Consider the following 24,974-nt stretch of genomic DNA (forward strand, 5'->3'; position numbering starts at 1 on the left):
CATGATATTGTCAACGAATCTCACGCCTTTACCAACCCCACCCTGTTGAAATTAAAGGAAATTAAAAATGCTGCCCGACTATCTCGTCCCGGCTAAGTACCACATTACGCCTGTGGAACAGCAACCGACGGAAGCAGAAAAAGAGGTCAGTTTCACTCAGGGGAAAAGAAAGCTCTCTGATTTCGAGCCTGATATATTAATTGGTGTTTCCCGTACCGGCAAATCCCGTAATATGTTGCTGGAAGAGCACGATCGTCATATAAAAGACCGCTTATTTCGCGCCATAAAAATTGAAGCCTTTGTCCACCTGCTGAATGATCTGCAGGCCGAAGGTGAAATAGATGCCCAGAAACTAAGTCAAATATTGGCCGAAAAAACCAAAGAAATTAACGAAGCGGGCAATGAAATTTGGCTTAACTTAATTACGCGCGAAAAAAACAACCCAATTTTTTATAGCCTGGGGGAGGATTAACGTGAAGGAAGTTAAAAATAACGACGTTTATTTGACTTTGGATGATAAAAAAAGTGATGAATTTATCTTAAAGCAAAATCTCGACGCGCTGCGAAACACAAAAAATGACGGGATGACGCGCATTACACAGGACCTGGTATCGATTCCGGCGACGCTGGTGCGGCTGAAATGGCAGAATCGCCGTGAGATTTATCCGCTGCAGGTCAAAGAAGAAATTTACGGTGCCGTGATGAACGCCATCATGGAACAGCGGCCAGAGCTAAAAGAGAAGCTTCTGGGACGCCTTGAGGCCAACTACCAGTATCTGCTTGCCAGAGAGATCGCCACCCTGCGTCTGACGCGCAAACTGTCAGACGGCGAGTACCGTACCTCAAACGTCACCTGCGTTGCGCTTGATGAGGACGCGCTGGCAACCCCCTCTACCGCACCGACGGAAAATAAGAACGCATAAACCCAACAGGCATAAAAAAAGCCGGCTTTCGCCAGCTTCTTTATCACTTCGCGGCCGCTTTCTCTTCGCCGACCAGCCCAATCTTCAGATAACCCGCCTGATGCAGCGTGTCCATTACCTTCATCATGGTTTCATAATCCACGGTTTTATCCGCACGGAAGAAGACCGTGGTATCTTTTTTACCGCCGGTAAGCTGATCCAGCGCCGGGATAACAGAGTCGGCCGTTACCGGGTCGTTCCCGAGGAACATCGATTTATCGGCCTTCACGGACAGATAGACAGGCTTTTCCGGGCGCGGCTGCGGCTGGCTGGACGAGGCTGGCAGATTCACCTTCACGTCCACCGTCGCCAGCGGCGCGGCCACCATGAAGATGATCAGCAGAACCAGCATGACGTCGATAAACGGCGTCACGTTGATCTCATGCATTTCGCCGTTATCGTCCAGATTTTCGTTTAGACGCATCGCCATAATATCAACCCACGCGCAGTTTGGACGCCGCGTGCACCGGCTTAACGGCGCTGGCATTCAGGTCGAGATCGCGGCTCTGCAGCAGCAGAACCTGCGCGGCAACGTCACCGAGGGTGGCTTTGTAGCTGCCAATCATCCGCGCGAAGATGTTGTAGATAACCACCGCCGGAATCGCCGCGACCAGACCAATCGCCGTCGCCAGCAGCGCTTCTGCGATACCCGGCGCAACGACCGCCAGGTTGGTGGTTTGGGTCTGCGCGATACCGATAAAGCTGTTCATGATGCCCCAGACCGTACCGAAAAGACCGATGAACGGCGAAATCGCGCCGATGGTGGCCAGATAACCATTGCCGCGCCCCATGTGTCGGCCAACGGCCGCCACGCGACGTTCCAGACGGAAACCGGTACGCTCCTTGATGCCTTCGTTATCTTCACTGCCCGCGGAGAGTTCCAGCTCGTTCTGTGCTTCATTCACGAGCAGGGTAGTCAGGCTTTTCGCGTGGAAGGATGAGGTCATATCTAAGGCCTGATCCAGAGAGCGGGCTTCTGCCAACTGCTGCTGTTCCCGCTTGAGGCGACGCTTCTGCGAAAGCAGCTCGGCGCTCTTGCTGAAGAAGATAGCCCAGGTGACAACGGACGCCAGAATCAGGCCGATCATCACAATCTTAACCACGATGTCAGCATGCTGATACATGCCCCAAACGGAGAGATCCGCCTGCATCAAATTATTACCCACTCTGTATCTCCAGGACGCAAATCACAAAATCTGAACGTAATAATATCAAAACATCGTCGAATTGATAGTAGTTCTCATTAGTATTTGCATAGTGCCGCAATTTTCGTTCACTTTCCTTGCGCTTACGCAGTAAAAATTTCTTATGCGCTTTTTTGCTAATATTTTCTGCTTATTCGATAAGCCTGCGGGTGCAGTTTTTTCCAATCGTGGTAGTCTGGACGTCCAGACGTATAAAAACAGGGTTAGCGAACATGACAACGAAGCATCTTGATACCACGCTGGTACAGGCAGGACGCAGCAAAAAATATACTCAGGGATCGGTCAACAGCGTGATTCAACGCGCCTCCTCGCTGGTGTTTGACACCGTTGAGGAGAAAAAAAACGCCACGCGCAACCGCGCAAAAGGCGGGCTGTTTTATGGCCGTCGCGGCACGCTAACCCATTTTTCTTTACAGGAAGCGATGTGCGAGCTGGAAGGCGGCGCAGGCTGCGCGCTGTTCCCGTGCGGCGCGGCGGCGGTCGCCAACACCATTCTGGCGTTTGTGGAACAGGGCGACCATATCCTGATGACCAACACCGCCTATGAACCCAGCCAGGACTTCTGTACCAAAATCCTCAGCAAGCTCGGCGTGACGACCGGCTGGTTCGACCCGCTGATTGGTGAAGGTATTGCCGAACTTATTCAGCCAAACACGCGCATTGTGTTCCTGGAATCGCCGGGGTCGCTCACCATGGAAGTTCACGACGTGCCGGCTATCGTCAAGGCCGTGCGCAGCAAAGCGCCAGAGGCGATCATTATGATCGACAACACCTGGGCGGCAGGCGTGCTGTTCAAAGCGCTGGAATTCGACATTGATATTTCCATCCAGGCGGCGACGAAATACCTGATTGGCCACTCTGACGGCATGATTGGTACTGCGGTTTCCAACGCGCGCTGCTGGGATCAGCTGCGTGAAAACGCCTATCTGATGGGCCAGATGGTGGATGCCGACACGGCGTACATGACCAGCCGCGGAATCCGCACGCTGGGCGTTCGCCTGCGTCAGCACCACGAAAGCAGCCTGAAGGTGGCCGAATGGCTGGCGCAGCATCCGCAGGTTGAGCGCGTAAACCATCCGGCGCTGCCGGGCAGTAAGGGGCATGAATTCTGGCAACGTGACTTTACGGGCAGCAGCGGTTTGTTCTCGTTTGTGCTGAAAAAACGGCTGAATAATGACGAGCTGGCAAGCTATCTGGATAATTTTAGCCTCTTCAGCATGGCCTACTCCTGGGGCGGTTTTGAATCCCTGATCCTGGCTAACCAGCCGGAGCAGATCGCGGCCCTGCGCCCAGGTGGTGAAGTGGACTTCAGCGGTACCCTAATACGACTGCATATCGGTTTAGAAAATGTTGACGATCTGATTGCGGATTTAGCAGCAGGGTTCGAGCGTATCGTGTAGAGTGCTGGCTGAAAATGTACTCTCTGGACGCTTTTGTGGACACCGCAAGCAGAAAAGTCTGCATGAGTTGCGCCCGGGATCAAACCCGACGGGCGAATTAGGGAGTACAATAGCGCTATATCTGCTGTTCCACAGGAAAGTCCATGGCTGTTATTCAAGATATTATCGCGGCGCTCTGGCAACATGATTTTGCCGCCCTGGCGGATCCTCACGTCATAGGCGTCGTCTATTTCGTGATGTTCGCAACGCTGTTTCTGGAAAATGGATTACTGCCAGCCTCGTTTTTACCCGGTGACAGTCTGCTTTTGCTTGCCGGGGCGTTGATCGGCAAAGGCGTCATGGACTTTACGCCCACGATGGTTATCCTCACTTCCGCAGCCAGCCTGGGCTGCTGGCTGAGCTATCTGCAGGGCCGCTGGCTCGGCAACACGCGCGTGGTCAAAAGCTGGCTGGCGCAGTTACCCCATAAATACCATCAGCGTGCAACCTGCATGTTTGACCGACACGGCCTGCTTGCGCTGCTGGCCGGACGTTTTCTGGCGTTCGTTCGCACCCTTCTGCCGACGATGGCGGGCATTTCCGGTTTGTCGAACCGCCGCTTCCAGTTCTTCAACTGGCTGAGCGCCCTGCTTTGGGTTGGCGTGGTGACGACATTCGGCTACGCGCTGAATATGATCCCCTTCGTGAAACACCACGAAGATCAGGTGATGACCTTCCTGATGGTGCTGCCGATGTTCCTGCTGGTGGCGGGTCTGGTGGGAACCATCGCGGTAGTGATTAAGAAGAAGTACTGCAGCGCGTGATAAAAAATTGCCGGGTGGCGGCTACGCCTTACCCGGCCTACGTTTCCCCTCAGGCTCCCTGCATCGTTCTTATACGCGACGCATCCTCTCCCGGCGTGACGCCGAAATAGCGCTTAAACTCCCGACTGAACTGCGACGCACTTTCATAGCCCACCCGCATCGCCGCCGCGCTGGCCTTCATGCCGTCGTGGATCATCAGCATCCGCGCCTTATGCAGCCGGTAGGTTTTGAGGTACTGCAGCGGCGAGGTGCTGGTCACCGATTTAAAGTTATGGTGAAACGCCGAGACGCTCATATTGGCTTCCGCCGCCAGCTGGTCGACGCTGAGGTTTTCCGTGTACTGGCTTTCGATACGCTTCAGCACGCGGCTTATCAGGCTGAAGTGGGTCTGTCGGCTCACCAGGGCAAGTAACGCGCCGCCGCCCGGGCCCAGCAGCACGTGGAACATAATTTCTCGGATAATCTGCTTGCCCAGTATGCGCGCATCCAGCGGCCTCTCCATGACGTCCAGCAGACGCTCAATGGCGCAAAGGATCTCTTCCGACAGCGTCGCCGAGTTGATCCCACTTGAGGCCATCGAAGGCTGGAAGAGTTCGTCTTCGCCAATCTCCATCAGCAGCTCCTGCAGCTGGAGGATATCAACATTGACGCGGATCCCTGCCAGCGGAACCGCCTCTGTCGCGAAGGTTTCACATTCGAAGGGTAAAGGTACTGTCAGCAGCAGATATTCATTAGTGTCGTAGCGGAACACGCGCTCGTTGATATAGCCAATTTTATGGCCTGAAAAGAGAAAAACGATGCCCGGCTGGTACATGACCGGCGTGCGCGTTCCGGGCTGCGTGCCGTAGAGCAGGCGAATGTCCGGCAGCAGATCGCTGGCACGATTTTCATTATCTATCAATCTCTTAATCTGCGCAGTGAGCTGCTGGCAGATAGCCTCACGGTTCATCTTGCGTTACTCCGGGTGCGGTTTTCGACGTTGACAGTGTGCGTTGTTTTCCGCGCTTTCTCCAGCGCTCTGTAGAAATGGGCAAGACATCGGCAGGAATGTGCATTGAGGGCGTAGCCCCGGACGGCCACAATGAGCAGCATCAGGTCGCCCTCTGCGCACCACGGTTTTTCACCCACTAAAGGGAACGAGCAATGAACAACTTTAATCTTCACACCCCAACCCGCATTCTGTTTGGTAAAGACGCTATCGCTGACCTGCGCGCACAGATCCCTGCTGACGCCCGCGTGCTGATCACCTACGGTGGCGGCAGCGTGAAAAAAACCGGCGTGCTGGATCAGGTTTACAGCGCGCTGGACGGTCTGGACGTGCGTGAGTTCGGCGGCATTGAGCCAAACCCGTCCTACGAAACGCTGATGAACGCGGTGAAAATCGCCCGCGAAGAAAACATCACCTTCCTGCTGGCCGTCGGCGGCGGCTCCGTGCTGGACGGCACCAAATTCATCGCGGCGGCAGCGCACTATGCTGACGGCATCGATCCGTGGCACATTCTGGAAACCCGCGGCAGCGACATCAAAAGCGCCATCCCGATGGGCTCCGTGCTGACCCTCCCGGCCACCGGTTCTGAATCCAACAAGGGCGCGGTGATCTCCCGTAAAACCACCGGCGACAAGCAGGCCTTCATGAACGAACACGTTCAGCCTGTCTTCGCCATCCTGGACCCGGTCTACACCTACACCCTGCCTGCGCGTCAGGTCGCGAACGGCGTGGTCGATGCCTTTGTTCATACCGTTGAGCAGTACGTCACGTATCCGGTGAATGCCAAAATCCAGGATCGTTTTGCGGAAGGCATTCTGCTGACGCTGATTGAAGAAGGTCCGAAAGCGCTGAAAGAGCCGGAAAACTATGACGTTCGCGCCAACGTGATGTGGGCCGCCACCCAGGCGCTGAATGGCCTGATCGGTGCTGGCGTGCCGCAGGACTGGGCGACCCACATGCTGGGCCACGAACTGACGGCGATGCACGGTCTGGATCATGCGCAGACGCTGGCCGTTGTGCTGCCTGCGCTGTGGAATGAAAAACGTGATACCAAACGCGCCAAACTGCTGCAGTACGCTGAGCGCGTGTGGAACATCACCGAGGGTTCTGACGATGCGCGTATTGATGCCGCTATCGAAGCGACCCGCAGCTTCTTTGAAGGTCTGGGCGTGCCAACGCGTCTGTCTGGCTACGGTCTGGACGGCAGCTCTATCCCTGCCCTGCTGGCGAAACTCGAAGAGCACGGCATGACCCATCTGGGCGAGCACGGCGACATCACCCTGGACGTCAGCCGCCGTATTTACGAGGCGGCACGCTAAGCGTTTTTGTCCCCCCGACTTTCGTTTTTTGACATTTCGTCCAGACTTAATGCACACCCCATCGCCGGAGTCTCCCTCCGGCGATGCGCACCTGAAGGAGGAAAAATGGCAAACCAAACCGTAATCAAGCTGCAGGACGGCAACGTGATGCCCCAGTTGGGGCTAGGTGTATGGAAAGCCGGTAACGACGAGGTCGTCTCCGCCATTCATAAAGCCCTGGAAGTCGGCTACCGGTCAATTGACACCGCCGCCGCGTACAAAAACGAGGACGGCGTGGGGACCGCACTGGCCAGCGCCGGTGTCCCCCGCGATGAGTTATTCATCACCACGAAACTGTGGAATGACGATCAAAAACGTCCCCGCGAAGCCCTGCAGGAGAGTCTGGAGAAGCTCCAGCTCGATTTCGTCGACCTGTATCTCATGCACTGGCCGGTTCCGGCCATCGACCATTACGTTGATGCCTGGAAAGGGATGATTGAACTGCAAAAAGCGGGGCTGGTGAAAAGCATCGGCGTCTGTAACTTCCAGGTTCATCACCTGCAGCGGCTGATTGACGAGACGGGCGTCGCGCCTGTGATTAACCAGATCGAACTGCACCCGCTGTTGCAGCAGCGCCAGCTTCACGCCTGGAACGCCACGCATAAGATTCAGACCGAATCCTGGAGCCCGCTGGCTCAGGGCGGTGAAGGGGTATTCGATCAGAAAATTATCCGCGACCTGGCGGATAAATACGGCAAAACCCCGGCGCAGATCGTCATTCGCTGGCATCTGGACAACGGCCTGGTGGTGATCCCGAAATCGGTCACGCCATCGCGCATCGCCGAGAACTTCGACGTCTGGGATTTCCGTCTGGACAAAGATGAGCTGGGGGAAATTGCGAAGCTGGATAAGGGCAAGCGGCTTGGGCCAGACCCGGATCAGTTTGGCGGATAATCGCGTAAAAAAGCCGGGTGGCGGCTTCACCTTACCCGGCCTACGCGCTGACCTGTAGGCCCGGTAAGCGCTAGCGCCACCGGGCTTTGTTACAGGTTTAACCGATCTTACGTTTTACGGTCTTCTTCGTTCCCGCTCCACCGTTCGAACGCTGATGCACAATCGGCGTGTGCTTCGTCAGCGCCGGGCGCGTATTGCGGTTCTGGCGACGCGCTTCGCGCATCTCCTCCAGCGTCGGGGCCGGTACCAGACAGTCGCGGCGCGAGCCGATCAGATGCTTTTTGCCCATCTCTTCCAGCGCCTGGCGGATCAGCGGCCAGTTGGCCGGATCGTGGTAGCGCAGCAGCGCTTTGTGCAGACGACGCTGTTTATCCCCTTTCGGCACCACCACGTCTTCACTCTTATAGCCAATCTTACTCAGCGGGTTCTTGCCGGTGTAGTACATGGTCGTCGAGTTGGCGAGCGGTGACGGATAGAAGTTCTGCACCTGATCCAGGCGGAAGCGGCGCTGCTTCAGCCACAGCGCCAGGTTCACCATGTCCTCATCACGCGTGCCCGGGTGGGCGGAGATGAAGTACGGGATCAGATACTGCTCTTTGCCCGCCTGCTTCGAGTAGGTGTCGAACAGCTGCTTAAAGCGATCGTAGCTGCCCATGCCCGGCTTCATCATCTTCGACAGCGGGCCTTCTTCGGTGTGCTCCGGCGCAATCTTCAGATAGCCACCCACGTGGTGCGTCGCCAGCTCTTTGATGTAGCGCGGATCTTCCACGGCAATGTCATAACGCACCCCGGACGCGATGAGGATCTTCTTGATGCCCTTCAGATCGCGCGCGCGGCGGTAGAGGTTGATCGTCGGCTCGTGGTTGGTGTCCATGTGCTCACAAATGCTCGGATAGACGCAGGAGAGGCGACGACAGGTTTGTTCCGCGCGCGGTGATTTGCAGCGCAGCATATACATGTTGGCGGTTGGGCCGCCAAGATCGGAAATCACGCCGGTAAAGCCCGGCACGGAGTCGCGAATGGCTTCGATCTCATTGATGATCGAATCTTCAGAGCGGCTCTGAATAATGCGCCCTTCGTGCTCGGTAATGGAGCAGAAGGAACAGCCACCGAAGCAGCCGCGCATGATGTTGATCGAGAAGCGGATCATCTCATACGCCGGGATGCGGGCGTTGCCGTACGCCGGGTGCGGCACGCGCTTGTACGGCAGCGCAAAGACGCTGTCCATCTCTTCGGTGGAGAGCGGGATCGCCGGCGGGTTGATCCAGATAAAGCGCTCGCCGTGCTTCTGCATCAGCGCGCGGGCGCAGCCCGGGTTGGTTTCATGGTGCAGAATACGGGACGCGTGCGCGTAGAGCACCTTGTCGGCTTTCACCTTCTCGTAGGACGGTAGCAGTACGTAGGTCTTTTCCCACGGCTTCGGGCGCGGCGGCTGCACGACGATCGCCTTCGCTTCCGCCTTCTTTGGCTCTACCGGTTTGTTATCGGCACACGGCAGATCGTCGCCGTACGGATGTGGGATCGGGTCGATTTTGCCCGGCATATCGATGATGCGGGAATCTACCCCGCGCCAGCCCGGCAGCGCCTCTTTCACCATAATGGCGGTATTGCGCACGTCGCGGATGCTGCTCACCGGCTCGCCCTGCGACAGGCGGTGCGCCACTTCCACCAGCGGACGCTCGCCGTTTCCGTAAATCAGCATGTCGGCCTTGGAATCCACCAGCACCGAGCGGCGCACGGTATCTGACCAGTAGTCGTAGTGTGCGGTACGGCGCAGGCTCGCCTCGATGCCGCCCAGGATCACCGGCACGTCTTTCCAGGCTTCTTTGCAGCGCTGGGTATAGACGAGGGTTGCGCGGTCCGGACGTTTGCCCGCCACGTTATCCGGCGTGTAGGCGTCGTCATGGCGCAGCTTACGGTCGGCGGTATAACGGTTGATCATCGAGTCCATGTTGCCCGCGGTCACGCCGAAGAACAGGTTCGGTTTACCCAGACGCATAAAGTCGTCTTTGCTGTTCCAGTCAGGCTGGGAGATGATCCCCACGCGGAAGCCCTGCGCCTCAAGCATACGGCCACAGATGGCCATGCCGAAGCTCGGGTGGTCAACGTAGGCATCGCCCGTGACCAGAATGATATCGCAGCTGTCCCAGCCCAGTTGGTCCATCTCTTCCCGGGACATCGGCAGGAACGGCGCCGGTCCAAAGCAGGCCGCCCAGTACTGGGGCCAGGAGAAGAGGTCACGATCCGGCTGGATCAGGGAAATTGCGCTCATAATGCTTCCGAAGAAAAAATAAACAAAAGGAGCGGGATTATACGCTGTTCATCTGCCAGATTTGAAGAAAAGGATGCAGGAAGCAGGCAGATATTCACGGAAGTCGTTAAAATACGCCGCCCTGATAATTTTGGATCATAATATTCACTCTATTTTCCGGTGATTTGCCCCGGAATGCGTGTTTGTGCGGAGCTCAGTTGTGAAGCCCAACGATTCGTTACATGTCTCCCAGCTGCGGGTTGTCCTGCACCTCTGCGGTTTCCTTGTGCTGCTGTACAGCCTTTCCATGCTTCCGCCGATGGTTATCGCCCTGCTGAACAAAGAGCGGACCTACTTTGCCTTCCTGACCACTTTTTTAACCTTTTTTAGTCTCGGAGGCTTAACCTGGCGGGCAACCCGCCACGCCGGCATCCAGCTGCGCACCCGCGACGGTTTCGTGATTATCGTGCTGTTCTGGCTGCTTTTTTCATTGATTAGCGCCATGCCGCTCTGGATGGATGACGGGCTTCAGCTCTCCTTTGCTGACGCGCTCTTTGAAGGGGTTTCCGGGATCACCACTACCGGAGCGACGGTGATCGGGGACGTCAGCGCCCTGCCTAAGTCGTACCTCTATTACCGCGCTCAGCTGAATTTCATTGGCGGGTTAGGCGTCATCGTGCTGGCCGTCGCGGTCCTGCCGCTGCTGGGCATTGGCGGCATGAAGCTCTATCAGTCAGAGATGCCGGGGCCGTTCAAGGAGGAGCGTCTGACGCCCCGCCTTGCCGATACCGCGCGCACGCTGTGGGTGACCTACTTCGCGCTGGGCGTGGCCTGCACTCTGGCCTACTGGCTGGCGGGAATGTCCTTTTTTGACGCCGTCTGTCACGGGCTTTCGACCGTGTCACTGGGCGGCTTCTCCACCCGCAGCGAGAGCATTGGTTTTTATGACAGCCACGCAATCGAGCTGGTTGCCGGGGCGTTTTCGCTGCTCTCCGCGTTTAACTTCACCCTCTGGTACGTCGCCATTGTCCGACGCACCCTGAAGCCGATTCGTCGCAGCCCGGAGGTTAAATTCTTCCTGAGCGCCGCTGCGGCGATTATCCTCATCACCGCCTGGCAGGTCTGGCATGCAGGCATGTACAGCCCCACGGATAGCCTGGTGCACGCCTTCTTCCTTGCCAGTTCGATGATGACCGATAACGGCCTGTCGACCGCCGACTACGCCCAATGGCCCACCCACACCATCTTCCTGCTGTTGAGCGCCAGCTTTTTTGGCGGCTGCGTAGGCTCGACCTGCGGCGGGATCAAAGCCCTGCGTTTTTTGATTATGTTCAAGCAGAGTATTCAGGAGATGAACCAGCTGGCGCATCCGCGCGCGCTGCTGAGCATTAAGGTGGGCAAAAGCGTGGTGAATGAACGCGTCCTGCGCTCGGTCTGGAGCTTCTTCTTTCTCTACGTGATGATCACGGGCTTTTTTGTCTGGGCGCTTAATCTGATGGGCTACGATCTGTTTACGTCATTCGCGACGGTCGCCGCCTGTATCAACAACATGGGGCTGGGATTTGGCGAGACGGCGTCGACGTTCGGCACGTTAACAGAAGGGGCTAAGCTGTTGATGTGCGCGGCAATGATCTTAGGGCGTCTGGAAATTTACCCGGTGCTGATTCTGTTCTCGCGCTTTTTCTGGCGGGCATAAACCATTCCCGGCGAACCGGGAATGTCAGAGGTTATGGCGCGGGGTTGATCAGCATCTGCCCTACGGAGCCCCTGTCCATCATCTCCAGCGTCTGGCTGTGGAACAGGAACGGGAAGTGCGGCCACGAAGGCTGGCCGTAGTAGACGAGCAGTTCAACCTGACCGTCCACCCAGACGGTGTCTTTCCAGCCGCGATCTTCCGGGAACGGCATCGCGCCGTTAACGTTGCGGATCAGGAAGCTTACCCCTTCAATATGGAAGGACTGCGGCATATCTGAACGCACCGTCCAGCGCTCCCAGGTGCCCTGCTGCGCGGTGATGTCGATACGGTTGACGTCCCACAGCGCACCGTTGATGCCCGGATCGTCGCCCAGGCTGATATCACGGCTGCGCACCGGGGAGCCGCTCATGATCTCCTGCGGCAGCAGGCGCATGGGCAGGCTATCGGTCACCAGCGGCAGCAGGCCGGTTGGACGCAGGGTCAGCACCAGGGTCGAGACAAGAATGCTCGACGGTTCAAAGAACCCGCGAATACGGTCAACAATGCTTGCCGCTTCGCCGCAGGTCACAGAGACTTCATCCCCGTTGGTCATATCAATGAGAATTTCGCGACGCTCACCCGGCGCGAGCGCCAGCTGTTTGACGGACACCGGTGCCGGTAAAAAACCCTGATCGCCGGAGATGACGTGCAGCGGACGGCCATCGCTCATTTGCAGCTGATAGCGGCGCGAGTTAGACGCGTTGAGCAGGCGCAGGCGCACCCAGCCACGGGACACTTCGACATACGGGCTCTGCGCGCCGTTAACCAGCAGCGTATCGCCAACGAAGCCACCGCTCCCCGGTTCGCTGTATTCCGGCGTACCGAAATTATCCAGACGTTTGTCCTGGATGATAATCGGGAAGTCATCCACGCCGTAGTGGTTCGGGATCGGCAGGGATTTGCTGACTTCATCTTCCACCAGCCACATGCCGGCCAGGCCGTTATAGACCTGCTGCGCCGTGCGGTTAGGGGTGTTGGCGTGATACCACAGGGTTGCCGCGCTCTGGCGAATTGGCAGAACGGGCGCCCAGTCGGCGCTGGGCGACATCATGCGCGCCGCGCCGCCAATCAGCGGGCCAGGCACCTGCAGGCCGCTGATGGTCATGGCGACATTTTCAGGGGTACGGTTACTGTAGATGAGCTTTACGTCATCGCCATTCCACACGCGTATGGTCGGCCCAAGGTAACGTCCGTTAATGCCCCAGACCGGCGCACGCGTCCCCTGGGTAAAGGACCAGTGGCTGCGCTGCAGCGTCAGGAAAAGCGGCTGGCCGCGACGGGATTCAATGAGTGGCGGAATAGGCAGCGGCTGTTGCTGCCCGGCGGCGCTGGCTGTCAGCGGCATCGCACCCGCACAAAGGGCGATCCCCGAAGCCTGAATAAACTGACGCCGACTGAGTGACATATAAGCTCCATCTGAAACGACTAACAACGCGGGAATTCGTTTTCCCTTCAACGCCGGGTTAGATCTTACCGGCGGCTTCTCTCTCTGCGACTTCTTTGTCGAGCAGCGCAATATGCTCAGCCATCAGATCACGGCAGTGCGCTGCCAGCTCGCGCACCTGATCTTTACCGTATTTGCTGGTATCGACGGGTGGCAGCATTTCGACAATCACCAGCCCGTTATTCAGGCGGTTAAGATTAATCTTATTCGAAGTATTGGAAACGCACACAGGAATAATTGGAACACCTGCCGCAATTGCGGCATGAAACGCACCGGTTTTAAACGGCAGCAGGCCGCGGCCGCGGCTGCGCGTCCCTTCCGGAAACATCCAGATTGAGATCCTGCGCTTTTTAAAATGATTCACCACTTCTGCAATGGTGCCGTGCGCTTTTGCACGGTTATTACGGTCAATCAGCAGGTTACCGGTAAGCCAGTACAGCTGACCAAAAAACGGGATCCACAGCAGGCTTTTTTTGCCCACCGTCACGGTCGGTGGAAGCACGATATTGGAGGCCGTCACCATATCGTAGTTGTTCTGATGGTTGGCGATATAGATGGCGTTACCGAAATTCTCCGCTCCTTCCGGCAGGCGTTTTTCAACTTTCAGACCAAACAGCGGCGCAAGACGCCCGAACATATGGCCAAAGGTGGCAACATGCTTCGGATTACGCGGGCTGAACAGGCAGTAAATAGAGCCGAAAATACAGACCAGAATACAGTAGATAACGGTAAGAATAAGACGAACAATATATAGCATAGCGACCTCTGAAGCCCTGACAGCTGACAATTATACTTCACCTGTGGCCAGGTAAGGACTTTATTACGAGCGCGTATTGTTAATCGCAACGCACGAATTAACAACGATTTTACGGGAAATTTTATTGAAATTCCCCCTCCGGACAGAGGGGGATATCACGACATTACTCTTCGCTGTCACCCGCCGCGCTGCGTGCAGGAGAGTCAATCTCCACGCGGTCGATACGCTGCAGGCCGCGCATCAGCGAGCCGCGGCGACCGCGCTCGCCCACCACCTTCTGCAGCTCTTCCGGACGAAGCTTGATTTTGCGCTTGCCGACGTGAATGGTCAGCGTGCTCTGCGGCGGCAGCAGGAAGAGGTGCGCCAGGCCATCTTCGCCTTTCGCGGCCTCCGCCGACGGGATGTTGATGATCTTGTTGCCCTTGCCTTTTGACAGCTCCGGCAGATCGCTGACCGGGAACATCAGCATACGTCCGGCGGTGGTGATCGCCAGCAGCATGTCGCTTTCGTTCTCGATCACCAGCGGTGCCATTACGTGAGCGTTGTCCGGCAGGCTAATCAGCGCCTTACCGGCACGGTTGCGGGAAACCAGATCGTTGAAGGTACAGATAAAACCGTAGCCCGCGTCAGACGCCAGCAGCAGCTTCTGGTCATCGGCTTCCATCAGCATATGGTCAACCGTCGCGCCCGGCGGCAGCGTCAGCTTGCCGGTCAGCGGTTCACCCTGCCCGCGCGCGGAAGGCAGCGTGATCGGGTCGATGGCATAGCTGCGACCGGTGGAGTCGATAAACGCCACCGGCTGGTTGCTCTTGCCTTTCACCGCCGCTTTAAAGCTGTCGCCCGCTTTGTAGCTGAGCCCCGGCGCGTCGATATCGTGGCCTTTGGCGCTGCGCACCCAGCCGCTCTGCGACAGGACAATGGTCACCGGCTCGGACGGCTGCATGTCGTGCTCGTTCATCGCCTTCGCTTCTTCGCGCTCGTGCAGCGGAGAACGACGGTCGTCACCAAACGCGTCGGCATCAGCCTGCAGCTCTTTCTTCAGCAGGGTGTTCATCTTGCGTTCGGACGCGAGGATCGCCTGCAGCTGATCGCGCTCTTTTTCCAGCTCGTTCTGCTCGCCGCGGATCTTCATCTCTTCCAGTTTGGCGAGATGGCGCAGCTTCAGCTCGAGGATCGCTTCGGCCTGGGTTTCGCTGATGCCAAAGCGCGACATCAGGGCGGGCTTCGGCTCGTCCTCGGTACGGATGATCTCAATCACCTCGTCGATATTGAGGAACGCCACCAGCAAACCTTCGAGGATATGCAGGCGCTTAAGCACTTTCTCCAGACGATGGTTCAGACGACGGCGTACCGTATCGCGGCGGAACGTCAGCCATTCGGTAAGGATCTCCAGCAGGTTTTTCACCGCCGGGCGTCCGTCGAGGCCGATCATGTTCAGGTTAATGCGGTAGCTTTTTTCCAGATCGGTGGTGGCGAACAGGTGGTTCATCACCTGCTCCATGTCCACGCGGTTAGAACGCGGCACGATCACCAGACGGGTCGGGTTCTCGTGGTCAGATTCGTCACGCAGGTCGTCCACCATCGGCAGCTTTTTATTGCGCATCTGGGAGGCGATCTGCTCCAGCACTTTGGCTCCGGAAACCTGATGCGGCAGCGCGGTGATCACCACGGCGCCGTCTTCTTTATTCCACACCGCGCGCATGCGCACGGAGCCGCGACCGTTCTGGTAGATTTTGCGGATTTCCGCACGCGAGGTGATGATCTCGGCTTCGGTCGGGAAGTCCGGGCCCTGCACGATATCCAGCAGATCGTCGAGCGAGGTTTTCGGCTGCTCAATCAGGGTGATGGCGGCTTTCGCCACTTCACGCAGGTTGTGCGGCGGAATGTCCGTCGCCATACCGACCGCAATCCCGGTGGTGCCGTTCAGCAGGATGTTCGGCAGACGCGCGGGCAGCATCTTCGGCTCCTGCAGCGTACCGTCGAAGTTCGGTACCCAGTCAACGGTCCCCTGGCCCAGCTCGCCCAGCAGCACTTCGGCATATTTAGAGAGGCGGGATTCGGTATAACGCATCGCCGCGAAGGATTTCGGATCGTCCGGCGCCCCCCAGTTCCCCTGACCATCCACCAGCGGGTAGCGGTAAGAGAACGGCTGCGCCATCAGCACCATCGCTTCATAACAGGCGCTGTCGCCGTGCGGATGGTATTTACCCAGTACGTCACCGACGGTACGGGCGGATTTCTTGAACTTGGCGGTGGCATTCAGCCCCAGTTCGGACATCGCATACACGATGCGGCGCTGAACGGGCTTCAGGCCATCCCCGATAAACGGCAACGCCCTGTCCATGATGACGTACATGGAGTAGTTCAGGTAGGCGTTTTCCGTGAATTCATGTAGCGCGAGGCGCTCTGCCATATCGCTCATTACGTGTGATTCCTCAACTCAGAAACCGAAGGGTTTCAGGCAATATTGCCGCAGATACTACCCTATCTGACGAGTTGAGTCACAAAGAAAAAGGGCCGCTTATGCGGCCCTTTTCGGGTTATTTGTTCAGCTTAATGACCTGCTTCACGTCGATTTCAAAATCGTTCCACTCTTTATCGACCTTGCCCTGGATTTCCACTTTATCCTGCGGGGTGACGGTCACGCCGTTCCAGCGCTTGTGGTCAATTTCCACGTTCACCGTGCCGGTCTCATCGCGGAAGGTGTAGCGGTCATCGGACAGGCGCTGGGTGATGTTCCCGCGCAGCTTCACCCAGCTGTCGTCTTTCATCTCTTTCACCTTCACCGCGGTGGTGAGGTTGGCGTCGTTATCGACAAAACCGCCTGCCTGCGTCTGGGTCTGGGTTTGCGTGGCGGACGGGCCGTTAAATCCGCCCTGCGCGGCAAAAACGGGGGCAGTGGCCATCATCATGATGGCGGCAATGGCAGCGAATTTTTTCATATTAACTCTCCCTTTAATCTGGTTTCGCAGTCCATTAAACAGGGTAATCCTTAACAACTTCTTAAGGGAAAAATTTATTTATTATTGCTGTACAGCAGGCGCTTACAGAGGGTTTACTGACGGCATCAAGGAGGGAATATGCGCATTTTACTGGTAGAAGACGACACGTTAATCGGCGACGGTATCAGGGCGGGTTTAAGCAAAATGGGCTTTAGCGTGGACTGGTTTACCGATGGTAAAACCGGTCAGGCCGCGCTCGCGTCTGCACCCTATGATGCCGTGGTGCTGGATCTGACGCTGCCGGAAATCGACGGTCTGGACATCCTGCGCGCGTGGCGCGAAAGCGGGCGCAGCGAGCCGGTATTGATCCTGACCGCGCGGGATGCGCTTAACCAGCGCGTGGAAGGGCTGCGTCTTGGCGCGGATGATTATCTCTGCAAGCCGTTCGCGCTGATTGAAGTGGGTGCCCGCCTCGAGGCGCTGGTCCGCCGCAGCCACGGCCAGACGCATAGCGAGCTACGCCACGGCAAGGTCACGCTCGATCCGACCCGTCTCGTCGCCACGCTGGACGGTGAACCGCTAACGCTGAAGCCGAAAGAGTTCGCGCTGCTGGAATTGCTGATGCGCAATGCAGGCCGCGTGCTCCCTCGCAAGACGATTGAGGAAAAACTGTATACCTGGGACGACGACGTCTCCAGCAACGCGGTAGAAGTCCACGTTCATCATCTGCGCCGCAAGCTTGGCAGCGAGTTTATCCGCACCGTGCACGGCATCGGCTATACCCTGGGTGACGCATGAAGCTGACGCAACGCCTGAGCCTGAAGCTGCGCCTGACGCTCCTCTTTTTAGCGCTCTCCCTGACGGCATGGTTTGCCGCCAGCCTGGTGGCCTGGCAGCAGACCACCCACAAGCTGGATAAGCTCTTCGACACGCAGCAGATGCTGTTTGCCAAACGGCTGCTGACGATGGATCTGGACGAGATCCGCGCCCCCGAGCGGATGCGCGAGATCCCGAAAAAAGTGAAGCATGGCCGTCTCGATGACGACGCGCTGGCTTTCGCCATTTACAGCGTCGAGGGCAAAATGCTGCTGAACGACGGCGAGAACGGGCGCGATATTCCGTACCACTATCGCCGCGACGGGTTTGCTAACGGGCAGCTCCAGGACGACAACGACGAATGGCGTTTCCTGTGGCTGACCTCACCCGACGGGAAGTACCGCGTGGTGGTCGGTCAGGAGTGGGAGTACCGCCAGGATATGGCGCTGGACGTGGTCAGCTCGCAGCTCACGCCCTGGCTGGTGGCGCTGCCGGTGATGCTGCTTTTGCTGGTTCTCCTCCTGAGCCGGGAGCTGAGGCCGCTCAAAAAGCTGGCGCAGACCCTGCGCTCCCGCTCGCCGGATGCGACCGATGCGCTTGTGCTTCAGGGTGTGCCCACGGAAGTGCGCCCCCTGCTCGACGCGCTGAATCACCTCTTCGCACGTACCCAGGAGATGATGACCCGCGAGCGCCGCTTTACGTCCGATGCCGCCCACGAGCTGCGCAGCCCGCTGGCGGCCCTGAAGGTGCAAACTGACGTGGCGCAGCTCTCGCAGGACGATCCGCAGGCGCGGGAAAAAGCGCTGGCACAGCTGCATGCGGGAATCGACCGCGCTTCGCGGCTGGTGGATCAGCTCCTCACCCTGTCGCGTCTGGACTCGCTGGATAACCTGGACGATGTCGAACCGATAACGCTTGCCGATTTACTGCAGTCGGCGGTGCTGGATATCTGGCATCCGGCGCAGCATGCAGGGATTGATATTCGCCTCATCAACCATGCCCCGCAGGTCAAACGTCAAGGGCAGCCCCTGCTGCTCAGCCTGCTGGTGCGCAATCTGCTGGACAACGCCATCCGCTACAGTCCGCGCGGCAGCGTGGTGGACGTGACGCTGGACGCGCGTAGCTTTAGCGTGCGCGACAACGGTCCCGGCGTTGACCCCGAGGTGCTGGCGCGCATCGGCGAGCGTTTTTATCGTCCACCGGGCCAGAACGCCACGGGCAGCGGGCTGGGACTCTCTATCGTCAGGCGCATTGCCGCGCTGCACGGAATGCGCGTCTCGCTGAGCAATGCGGCGGAAGGCGGCTTTGAGGTGAAGGTCAGCTGGTAGCGGATTATTGCATCTCCAGCAAAAGACTTTGCACATTTTGCTCATTTTTCCGCTCCGTCCTCGCGCGTAGAATACCCGGCATACTCTCATCGTCGAGGACAAAAAATGAGCAACATTCTGATTATTAACGGTGCAAAAGAATTTGCGCACTCTAAAGGCCAGCTGAATGACACCCTGACCGAGGTCGCGGACGGTTTCCTGCGCGACGCCGGGCATGATGTTAAGGTCGTGCGTGCAGACAGCCACTACGACGTGAAAGCCGAAGTGCAGAACTTCCTGTGGGCTGACGTGGTGATCTGGCAGATGCCAGGCTGGTGGATGGGCGCGCCGTGGACCGTGAAAAAGTACATGGACGACGTATTCACCGAAGGTCACGGTTCGCTGTATGCCAGCGATGGCCGCACCCGCTCTGACGCGTCCAAAAAATACGGTTCAGGCGGCCTGATTCAGGGCAAAAAATATATGCTGTCACTGACCTGGAACGCGCCGCTGGAAGCCTTCACCGAGAAAGATCAGTTCTTCGAAGGCGTGGGCGTAGACGGTGCTTATCTGCCGTTCCACAAGGCGAATCAGTTCCTGGGCATGGATCCGCTGCCGACCTTTATCGTCAACGACGTGATTAAAATGCCTGATGTCCCGCGCTATATCGCAGAATATCGCAAGCATCTCGCGGAAATTTTTGCTTAACTGGTAGCCTGGAATTAAAGGAGTAGTAAACATGCTTACCGTTATCGCAGAAATCCGTACTCGTCCAGGTCAACATCACCGCCAGGCGGTGCTGGATCAGTTCGCGAAAATTATCCCGACCGTACTGAAAGAAGAAGGCTGCCACGGCTACGCGCCGATGGTGGATGCCGCCACTGACGCCAGCTTCCAGGCGACCGCGCCGGACTCGATCATCATGGTTGAGCAGTGGGAAACCGTCGCGCATCTTGAAGCGCATCTGCAGACCGCGCACATGAATGCGTGGAGCGACGCGGTGAAGGGCGACGTGCTGGAAACCCACATCCGCATTCTGGAGCAAGGGGTTTAAGTTCGTGGAATTTGCCGGGTGGCACTGCGTTTACCCGGCCTACAAAACCTGAACCGTAGGCCCGGTAAGCGCTAGCGCCACCGGGCTTTGTTGTTTTTAGCTGCTCTTCTTCCCCGGCTTTAACCCGCGATGGAGCTCGTTGATGCGCTTCATCGACTTGATGGCGCGCTGCGGTTCGGTGGCGGCGACGGATAAAATGATCATCTCCAGACAGAGCAGCACCGTGCCGTGGAGCGGGATTTTACCCTTTTCGCCCCCGCGCGGAACGTGGATCACCACGCTGGCCTCCTTACTGAAACGCGAATCGAGGGCGTTAGTCAGCAGGATGGTGGGAATGCCCAGACGTTTTGCTTCACGCAGGGTGGTTTGCCCCTCCCGGTGCGCGGATTTCTGCGCCATCATCACCAGCACGTCACCGCGCTGAAGCGCAATCAGCTGTTCGGCAAGCCCGATCCCGGTACGGTTGAGCGGCGTGGCGGGTAACCCCATACGGCTGAACAGCCTGGCGGTGTACTCGGCCAGAATGCCGGAGGCGCCAATGCCAAATATGGCAACCTGCCTTGCCTGCGCCAGCAGTGAGACCGCCTGCGCCATCGCGTAGCGGTTGTGGGGCTCGGATAACACCTCGCAGGTGTGCTGATGTCCCTCCAGCACGAAATCAATGCTCGCGTTGACGTCGCTGGCGAGCGTGTTCACCGTGGTGGACATCTTTTCGCTGGAGGTGACCACCGGGCCAAACCACTGCTCCAGCGTCTGCTTGAGATCGCGCAGCCCGGCGAACCCCAGCGCCTGTATGGCGCGGACCACCGTGGCATCCGAGGTTTTCAGTACGGCGGCAATCTCCATGGCGGTCTGCTCCATCACCGCCTCGCGGTTGTCATGGATATAGCGTGCGACCTGCAGCAGACGCGGCGTCAGCTGATGCGCCCGCGCGCGAAAGCGGTCGCCATAGACATCCACGCGCCCTTTCTCTTTGCGGATCACCGTGACGCCTCCGGCAGCGGACGCCCGGCAATCTGCGACTGCACCTGCGCGGCCATCAGCCCTAAAGACGCGAACGAATTCGAGATCGCCTCTTCACGCGAGATCAGCACGTAATGCCCGGTTCGGCAGGCAGTCAGGAACTGACACCAGCCCGGCATCACCGCCTCCATCGCCGCCAGCTCGTCCTGCGGTTTACCGCCCGTATCCCCGCGCCAGGTAGCAAAGACGAAATCGGCATCCAGCTCCGGCAGGCGCTCGGCGCTGACGTCGATGCGCCCCCCTTCCGGGATGGACTCAATCAGCGGCGGGAATTTGAATCCGGCGTCGCGCAGAACGCGGCCCAGCGAGTGGTAGCTGTGCATGGCGTTGATTTTCCCCTGATTGGCCTGAATCACCGATACGGTGATTTTGCGCGTGTCGATGGTCGCCTTCAGCGCCTTGATTTGCTCCTGATATCGCCGCTCCAGAACCTTAAGCCGCGCCTGCGTTCCTGTCAGCTGAGCCAGCTTGCGGTAGATTTCCGGCGCGCCGCCGTCGAGATGATCGATGCTCACCGTCGGGGCAATTTTCGCTAATTGTTCCACCGGCGTGTTGCGGGTCGGCTCGGTAACGATCAGGTCAGGTTTGGCGGCGGCGATGGCTTCAATGTCGATATCGGCCGTGCCGATAAATTTGATATCGGAATTATCGAAGTCGACGCCGGTCAACATGCCGCTGGATCGCAGAAAATGGCTGCCGTCCGGCCGCGTGCGGCCATGGCTCGCCACCGGCGGCACGCCAAGCTCAATCAGCGGAATGGTGATGTCCAGATCGTGTAAGGAGACAATCCGTTTCGGGTGCACCGGCACCACCACCTTTCGGTTCAGATCGTCAGTAAAGGTCTGCGTCGGCTCCGCCGCGCTCACCGCGAACCCCACCAGCAACAGCATCGAAAACAGTACGCGCATCATAATCCCCTAAAATCTGTCCCGACGCTGCCAGAGCAGCAGCAGGAAAAACGGTCCGCCAATCAATGAAATGACAATTCCCGCCGGCAGCTGCAGCGGGAGGAATGCCAGACGTCCGACGTTATCCGCCAGCAGCACCAGCAGCGCGCCCAGCACGGCGCTTCCCGTCAGGAGCGCGGTCTGATCACCGCGCAGCAGCAGGCGCGCCATATGCGGGGCAATCAGCCCCACAAAGCCAATGCTGCCCACGCAGGAGACGCAGGCCGCCGTCAGCACTACCGGGGCGAGAACCCGCAGCAGTGCCAGCCGGGTTGTGCGCACGCCAAGGCCCGTAGCAGCCTGATTGCCGAGCAGCGCCACGTCCGCGGCCCGCGCGGTAAAGAGCAGCAGCGCAAACGCGGGGGCAGCCCAGAGCGCGGCCAGCCCTACCAGCGTCCAGTTTGCCGCATGCAGGCTGCCCGCCAGCCACAGCATCGCCGTCTGCACGTCGCGCACGTCGGCGGTGGTCATAAAGACGCCCATTGCCGCGGCAAACGCCCACGACACGCCGATGCCGATCAAAATGAACCGCGGGCGCGAGATATCGCGCGCCAGAGCTATCACCAGCAGCGCGGTGAGCAGCCCACCGGCCATGCCAACCAGCGGACGCCAGGCCAGGCTCAGCGCCGGGAACTGAAAAATCAGCAGCAGTACCGCCGCGCTACAGCCCTCCTTCACGCCGATAAGCCCCGGGTCAGCCAGTCCGTTGCGGGTGATGGACTGCATCGCCGCCCCCGCCATGCCGAGCATCGCGCCGCACAGCACCGCCATCAGCAGGCGCGGCAGGCGGATATCCATCACGACGTAGCGCGTCTCCGCCGTCAAAGTTTCATGCGAAAACAACGCCCGCCCGATGGCAGAGGCGGGAATGGGCAGAGAACCGTGCGTCAGGCCAAAGCCCAGCAGGCCTAGCGCCATCAGCGCGAAAAGCGACAGGCACGCCAGCGCCTTCGGGCGAACCAGCGCCGACAGGCGGCCAACACGGATCGTGCGGAGTCCGGCCCGGTTCATTTGAACATCCTCGAGGCCATAAGGATGAACACGGGCGCGCCGACAAGGGCCGTCATGATGCCGGTTGCCAGCTCCCAGGGGGTAAACAGCGTGCGGGCAGCGATATCCGCCAGCAGCAGCACCAGCGCACCGCAGAGGGCCGACAGCGGCACCATCGCGCGTAAATCGACCGACACCAGACGGCGAATGAGCTGCGGTACCACAAGGCCGATAAAGCCAATCGGTCCGGCGAGGGAGACGGCCGCGCCGCAGAGCAGCGCAATGGCCAGCAGGGCAAGGAGGCGGGTTTTCAGCAGCGACACGCCAAGCCCCTGCGCCATTCTGTCGCCCAGCGCCAGCATGTTGAGCGAGGGCGACAGCCCGATAGCAAGAAGAAAACCAGCGGCTGCAGCCCACAGGGCGCTCTGGAGCATCTGCGCGTTGATCCCGGCGATATCACCCGCCAGCCAGGTGCGCAGAGAGAGTAGCGTCTGTTCATCCAGGATTAACACCGCGGCGGTAATCGACGAGGCAAACGCCGACATCGCCACGCCGCACAGGGTGACCTTCATCGGCGTGAGCCCGGTGCGACCGGTCGAGGAGAACATCAGCACCAGCAGAAACAGCGCGGCGGCACCGGCGGCGGCAATCAGCGGGCGACCAAACGGCAGCGACAGCCCAAGCGCGCTGGCGATCACCACCGCGAGCGCTGCCCCGGCGTTGAGCCCCAGAATATGCGGCTCGCCGAGCGGGTTGCGGATCACGGACTGCAGCAGCACGCCCGCCACGCCGAGCGCGGCGCCCGTCACCATCGCGGCGCAGAGGCGCAGCAGCCGTAGTCTGATGATGATGTTATGGTCGAAATTGCGCGGGTCGAAGTGAAAGAATGCCTCCACTACCGTTTGCGGGGCGATAAAGCGTGCACCGATCCCCAAATGAGCAATCGCCCCCATTGCCAACAGCAGGGTGAAAATCAGGAAAGCCAGAGAGATGCGCATCATGGCTTCTGAATGCTCTGGCGAAACGGCATAAAGAACGGTTTGCCGGTCAAGGGGTTGATGGACATATGCACGTCCACATCAAACACCGCTTTGATCAGCTCCGGCGTGCAGGCGTCGCCTTCATGTAACACCCCCTCGACTTTTCCCTGGCGTAAAAAGACCAGGGAATCACCGTAGTTCACGGCAAAGTTAAGATCGTGCAGCACCACCACGACGGTACGCCCGTGCTGGCGGGTCAGTGCGTGCAGCAGCTCCAGGATCTCCACCTGGTAGCGAAGATCGAGGAACGTGGTGGGTTCATCCAGCAGGATATACGGCGTTTGCTGCGCCAGCGCCATGGCGATCCAGCAGCGCTGACGCTGGCCGCCGGATAAGCTTTCCACCGGCATATGGGCAAACTCTGCAGTGCCGGTCAGGCGCAGGGCCTCTTCCACCGCCAGTTCGTCCTCGTCGCTCCACTGGCGCATAACGTTTTGCCAGGGAAAGCGCCCGCGCGAGACCAGCTCAAAAACGGTTAACCCTTCCGGGAGCAGCGGGGACTGCGGGAGAATACCAAGCTGGCGGGCGACGGCTTTGGTCGGCTGCTCGTGGATCGCCTTGCCGTCGAGAACCGCCGCGCCGCCAAGCGGCTGGAGCAGCCGCGCAATGGTGCTCAACAGCGTGGATTTCCCGCAGCCGTTTGCGCCCACCAGAACGGTTATTTTCTGCTGGGGGATCGCAAGAGAGATATCATCAACGATGATTTTTTTCTGATAGCCCGCAGAGAGGTTCTCCAGAACCAGTCCCGGTTGTGTTGTGTTGTAAGCCACGTGAACGCCAACGTAATAAAAAAGCGCAACAAATATAAATAAAAATCATTCTCTTTTGAGAGTTTGACGCCACGCCATGTAGTAGTCAAGCGAAGAAACACCCTGAAAAAACCAGGGGTAACGGAGCGTTACCGTGCAGACCACAAAATTAATAAATCATTATTTTTCAATTAAATAATTCATTACCCTTGTACTTTCCCGTTGCGTTTCATGCATGTAGCCGATTTTTATCATTTTTCATTTACTACTACATTCCCGCATGATTGAATGATTCTCAATTACATGTTC

General features: G+C 58.3%; 24 protein-coding genes. 11 read left to right on the forward strand and 13 right to left on the reverse strand.

From position 1 onward, the window contains the following. The first annotated feature begins 67 nt into the window (after positions 1-67). Entirely contained in the window at positions 68-472 is a 405-nt protein-coding gene (locus FHC52_RS01010) for a hypothetical protein (RefSeq protein WP_008499807.1), read from the forward strand. 1 nt (position 473) lies between these two features. Next, positions 474-923 carry a cytoplasmic protein gene (locus FHC52_RS01015; protein WP_126288399.1) on the forward strand — a complete coding sequence of 150 codons (450 nt, stop codon included), beginning with the start codon at positions 474-476 and terminating at the stop codon, positions 921-923. 43 nt (positions 924-966) lie between these two features. Here FHC52_RS01015 and exbD read toward each other — a convergent pair whose 3' ends face one another. Next, positions 967-1,392, reverse strand: coding sequence for a TonB system transport protein ExbD (gene exbD, locus FHC52_RS01020; RefSeq protein ID WP_008499809.1), 426 nt, complete (start codon positions 1,390-1,392; stop codon positions 967-969). Positions 1,393-1,396: 4 nt separating this feature from the next. Next, on the reverse strand, positions 1,397-2,128 hold the full coding sequence (gene exbB / locus FHC52_RS01025; protein ID WP_126288397.1) for a tol-pal system-associated acyl-CoA thioesterase: 732 nt from the start codon (positions 2,126-2,128) through the stop codon (positions 1,397-1,399). Between the two features lie 251 nt (positions 2,129-2,379). Between exbB and metC the strand changes: the two genes are divergently transcribed. Together metC and yghB are read left to right on the forward strand one after the other, a co-directional pair. Beyond that, positions 2,380-3,567: a cystathionine beta-lyase gene (gene metC, locus FHC52_RS01030; protein ID WP_023344922.1), complete on the forward strand. Its 1,188-nt coding sequence runs from the start codon at positions 2,380-2,382 to the stop codon at positions 3,565-3,567. A 143-nt stretch (positions 3,568-3,710) separates the two neighbouring features. Further along, positions 3,711-4,370 carry a DedA family general envelope maintenance protein YghB gene (gene yghB / locus FHC52_RS01035; RefSeq protein ID WP_008499812.1) on the forward strand — a complete coding sequence of 220 codons (660 nt, stop codon included), beginning with the start codon at positions 3,711-3,713 and terminating at the stop codon, positions 4,368-4,370. A gap of 49 nt (positions 4,371-4,419) precedes the next feature. Here the strand turns inward: yghB and FHC52_RS01040 are convergent, their stop codons facing one another. After that, a complete protein-coding gene (locus tag FHC52_RS01040) occupies positions 4,420-5,319 on the reverse strand; it encodes an AraC family transcriptional regulator (RefSeq protein WP_126288395.1) in 900 nt (299 codons plus the stop codon). A gap of 194 nt (positions 5,320-5,513) precedes the next feature. On the opposite strand from FHC52_RS01040, the gene yqhD reads away from it, so the two are divergent. Together yqhD and dkgA are read left to right on the forward strand one after the other, a co-directional pair. Continuing rightward, positions 5,514-6,677: an alcohol dehydrogenase gene (gene yqhD / locus FHC52_RS01045; RefSeq protein ID WP_008502995.1), complete on the forward strand. Its 1,164-nt coding sequence runs from the start codon at positions 5,514-5,516 to the stop codon at positions 6,675-6,677. A 105-nt stretch (positions 6,678-6,782) separates the two neighbouring features. Next, positions 6,783-7,610, forward strand: coding sequence for a 2,5-didehydrogluconate reductase DkgA (gene dkgA / locus FHC52_RS01050; RefSeq protein WP_008502994.1), 828 nt, complete (start codon positions 6,783-6,785; stop codon positions 7,608-7,610). Between the two features lie 97 nt (positions 7,611-7,707). Here the strand turns inward: dkgA and FHC52_RS01055 are convergent, their stop codons facing one another. Next, positions 7,708-9,882, reverse strand: a complete 2,175-nt coding sequence (locus tag FHC52_RS01055; RefSeq protein WP_023344923.1) for a YgiQ family radical SAM protein — start codon at positions 9,880-9,882, stop codon at positions 7,708-7,710. Positions 9,883-10,081: 199 nt separating this feature from the next. Here FHC52_RS01055 and FHC52_RS01060 point away from each other — a divergent pair, with 199 nt between their 5' ends. After that, the gene (locus FHC52_RS01060; RefSeq protein WP_008502992.1) at positions 10,082-11,557 is read left to right on the forward strand and encodes a TrkH family potassium uptake protein; all 1,476 of its coding nucleotides are present in this window, start codon (positions 10,082-10,084) and stop codon (positions 11,555-11,557) included. A 31-nt stretch (positions 11,558-11,588) separates the two neighbouring features. Here the strand turns inward: FHC52_RS01060 and ftsP are convergent, their stop codons facing one another. The 4 genes from ftsP to FHC52_RS01080 form a co-directional block, all read right to left on the reverse strand. Next, positions 11,589-13,001: a cell division protein FtsP gene (gene ftsP / locus FHC52_RS01065; protein ID WP_008502991.1), complete on the reverse strand. Its 1,413-nt coding sequence runs from the start codon at positions 12,999-13,001 to the stop codon at positions 11,589-11,591. A 58-nt stretch (positions 13,002-13,059) separates the two neighbouring features. Then, positions 13,060-13,797: a 1-acylglycerol-3-phosphate O-acyltransferase gene (gene plsC / locus FHC52_RS01070; protein WP_008502990.1), complete on the reverse strand. Its 738-nt coding sequence runs from the start codon at positions 13,795-13,797 to the stop codon at positions 13,060-13,062. A 163-nt stretch (positions 13,798-13,960) separates the two neighbouring features. Further along, positions 13,961-16,219, reverse strand: a complete 2,259-nt coding sequence (gene parC, locus FHC52_RS01075; RefSeq protein ID WP_008502989.1) for a DNA topoisomerase IV subunit A — start codon at positions 16,217-16,219, stop codon at positions 13,961-13,963. A gap of 118 nt (positions 16,220-16,337) precedes the next feature. Then, complete coding sequence (locus tag FHC52_RS01080; protein ID WP_008502988.1) at positions 16,338-16,739, reverse strand: YgiW/YdeI family stress tolerance OB fold protein; 402 nt, start codon at positions 16,737-16,739, stop codon at positions 16,338-16,340. A gap of 138 nt (positions 16,740-16,877) precedes the next feature. Between FHC52_RS01080 and qseB the strand changes: the two genes are divergently transcribed. From qseB to FHC52_RS01100, 4 genes are all read left to right on the forward strand, one after another. After that, entirely contained in the window at positions 16,878-17,537 is a 660-nt protein-coding gene (gene qseB / locus FHC52_RS01085; protein ID WP_023326078.1) for a quorum sensing response regulator transcription factor QseB, read from the forward strand. Next, positions 17,534-18,883, forward strand: a complete 1,350-nt coding sequence (qseC, locus tag FHC52_RS01090; RefSeq protein WP_032675503.1) for a quorum sensing histidine kinase QseC — start codon at positions 17,534-17,536, stop codon at positions 18,881-18,883. Before qseB ends, qseC begins: the two co-directional genes overlap by 4 nt. A 105-nt stretch (positions 18,884-18,988) precedes the next feature. Then, a complete protein-coding gene (locus tag FHC52_RS01095; RefSeq protein WP_014833281.1) occupies positions 18,989-19,570 on the forward strand; it encodes an NAD(P)H-dependent oxidoreductase in 582 nt (193 codons plus the stop codon). A gap of 31 nt (positions 19,571-19,601) precedes the next feature. Then, the gene (locus FHC52_RS01100) at positions 19,602-19,916 is read left to right on the forward strand and encodes a putative quinol monooxygenase (protein ID WP_126289523.1); all 315 of its coding nucleotides are present in this window, start codon (positions 19,602-19,604) and stop codon (positions 19,914-19,916) included. Positions 19,917-20,012: 96 nt separating this feature from the next. On the opposite strand, the gene FHC52_RS01105 is transcribed toward FHC52_RS01100, so the two are convergent. The 5 genes from FHC52_RS01105 to FHC52_RS01125 are packed head-to-tail and all read right to left on the reverse strand — an operon-like array spanning position 20,013 to position 24,686. Further along, positions 20,013-20,900 carry a MurR/RpiR family transcriptional regulator gene (locus FHC52_RS01105; protein ID WP_008502983.1) on the reverse strand — a complete coding sequence of 296 codons (888 nt, stop codon included), beginning with the start codon at positions 20,898-20,900 and terminating at the stop codon, positions 20,013-20,015. Continuing rightward, positions 20,897-21,847 carry an iron-siderophore ABC transporter substrate-binding protein gene (locus FHC52_RS01110; RefSeq protein WP_039025554.1) on the reverse strand — a complete coding sequence of 317 codons (951 nt, stop codon included), beginning with the start codon at positions 21,845-21,847 and terminating at the stop codon, positions 20,897-20,899. The genes FHC52_RS01105 and FHC52_RS01110 overlap by 4 nt, the downstream gene beginning before the upstream one ends. Before the next feature lie 9 nt (positions 21,848-21,856). Continuing rightward, positions 21,857-22,897, reverse strand: coding sequence for an iron ABC transporter permease (locus tag FHC52_RS01115; RefSeq protein WP_126289525.1), 1,041 nt, complete (start codon positions 22,895-22,897; stop codon positions 21,857-21,859). Next, a complete protein-coding gene (locus tag FHC52_RS01120) occupies positions 22,894-23,877 on the reverse strand; it encodes an iron ABC transporter permease (protein ID WP_044597636.1) in 984 nt (327 codons plus the stop codon). The genes FHC52_RS01115 and FHC52_RS01120 overlap by 4 nt, the downstream gene beginning before the upstream one ends. Beyond that, entirely contained in the window at positions 23,874-24,686 is an 813-nt protein-coding gene (locus FHC52_RS01125) for an ABC transporter ATP-binding protein (protein WP_126289527.1), read from the reverse strand. The genes FHC52_RS01120 and FHC52_RS01125 overlap by 4 nt, the downstream gene beginning before the upstream one ends. Between the last annotated feature and the right edge of the window lie 288 nt (positions 24,687-24,974).

The organism is Enterobacter sp. EC_64, from assembly GCF_019584165.1.
GTDB lineage: Bacteria > Pseudomonadota > Gammaproteobacteria > Enterobacterales > Enterobacteriaceae > Enterobacter > Enterobacter roggenkampii.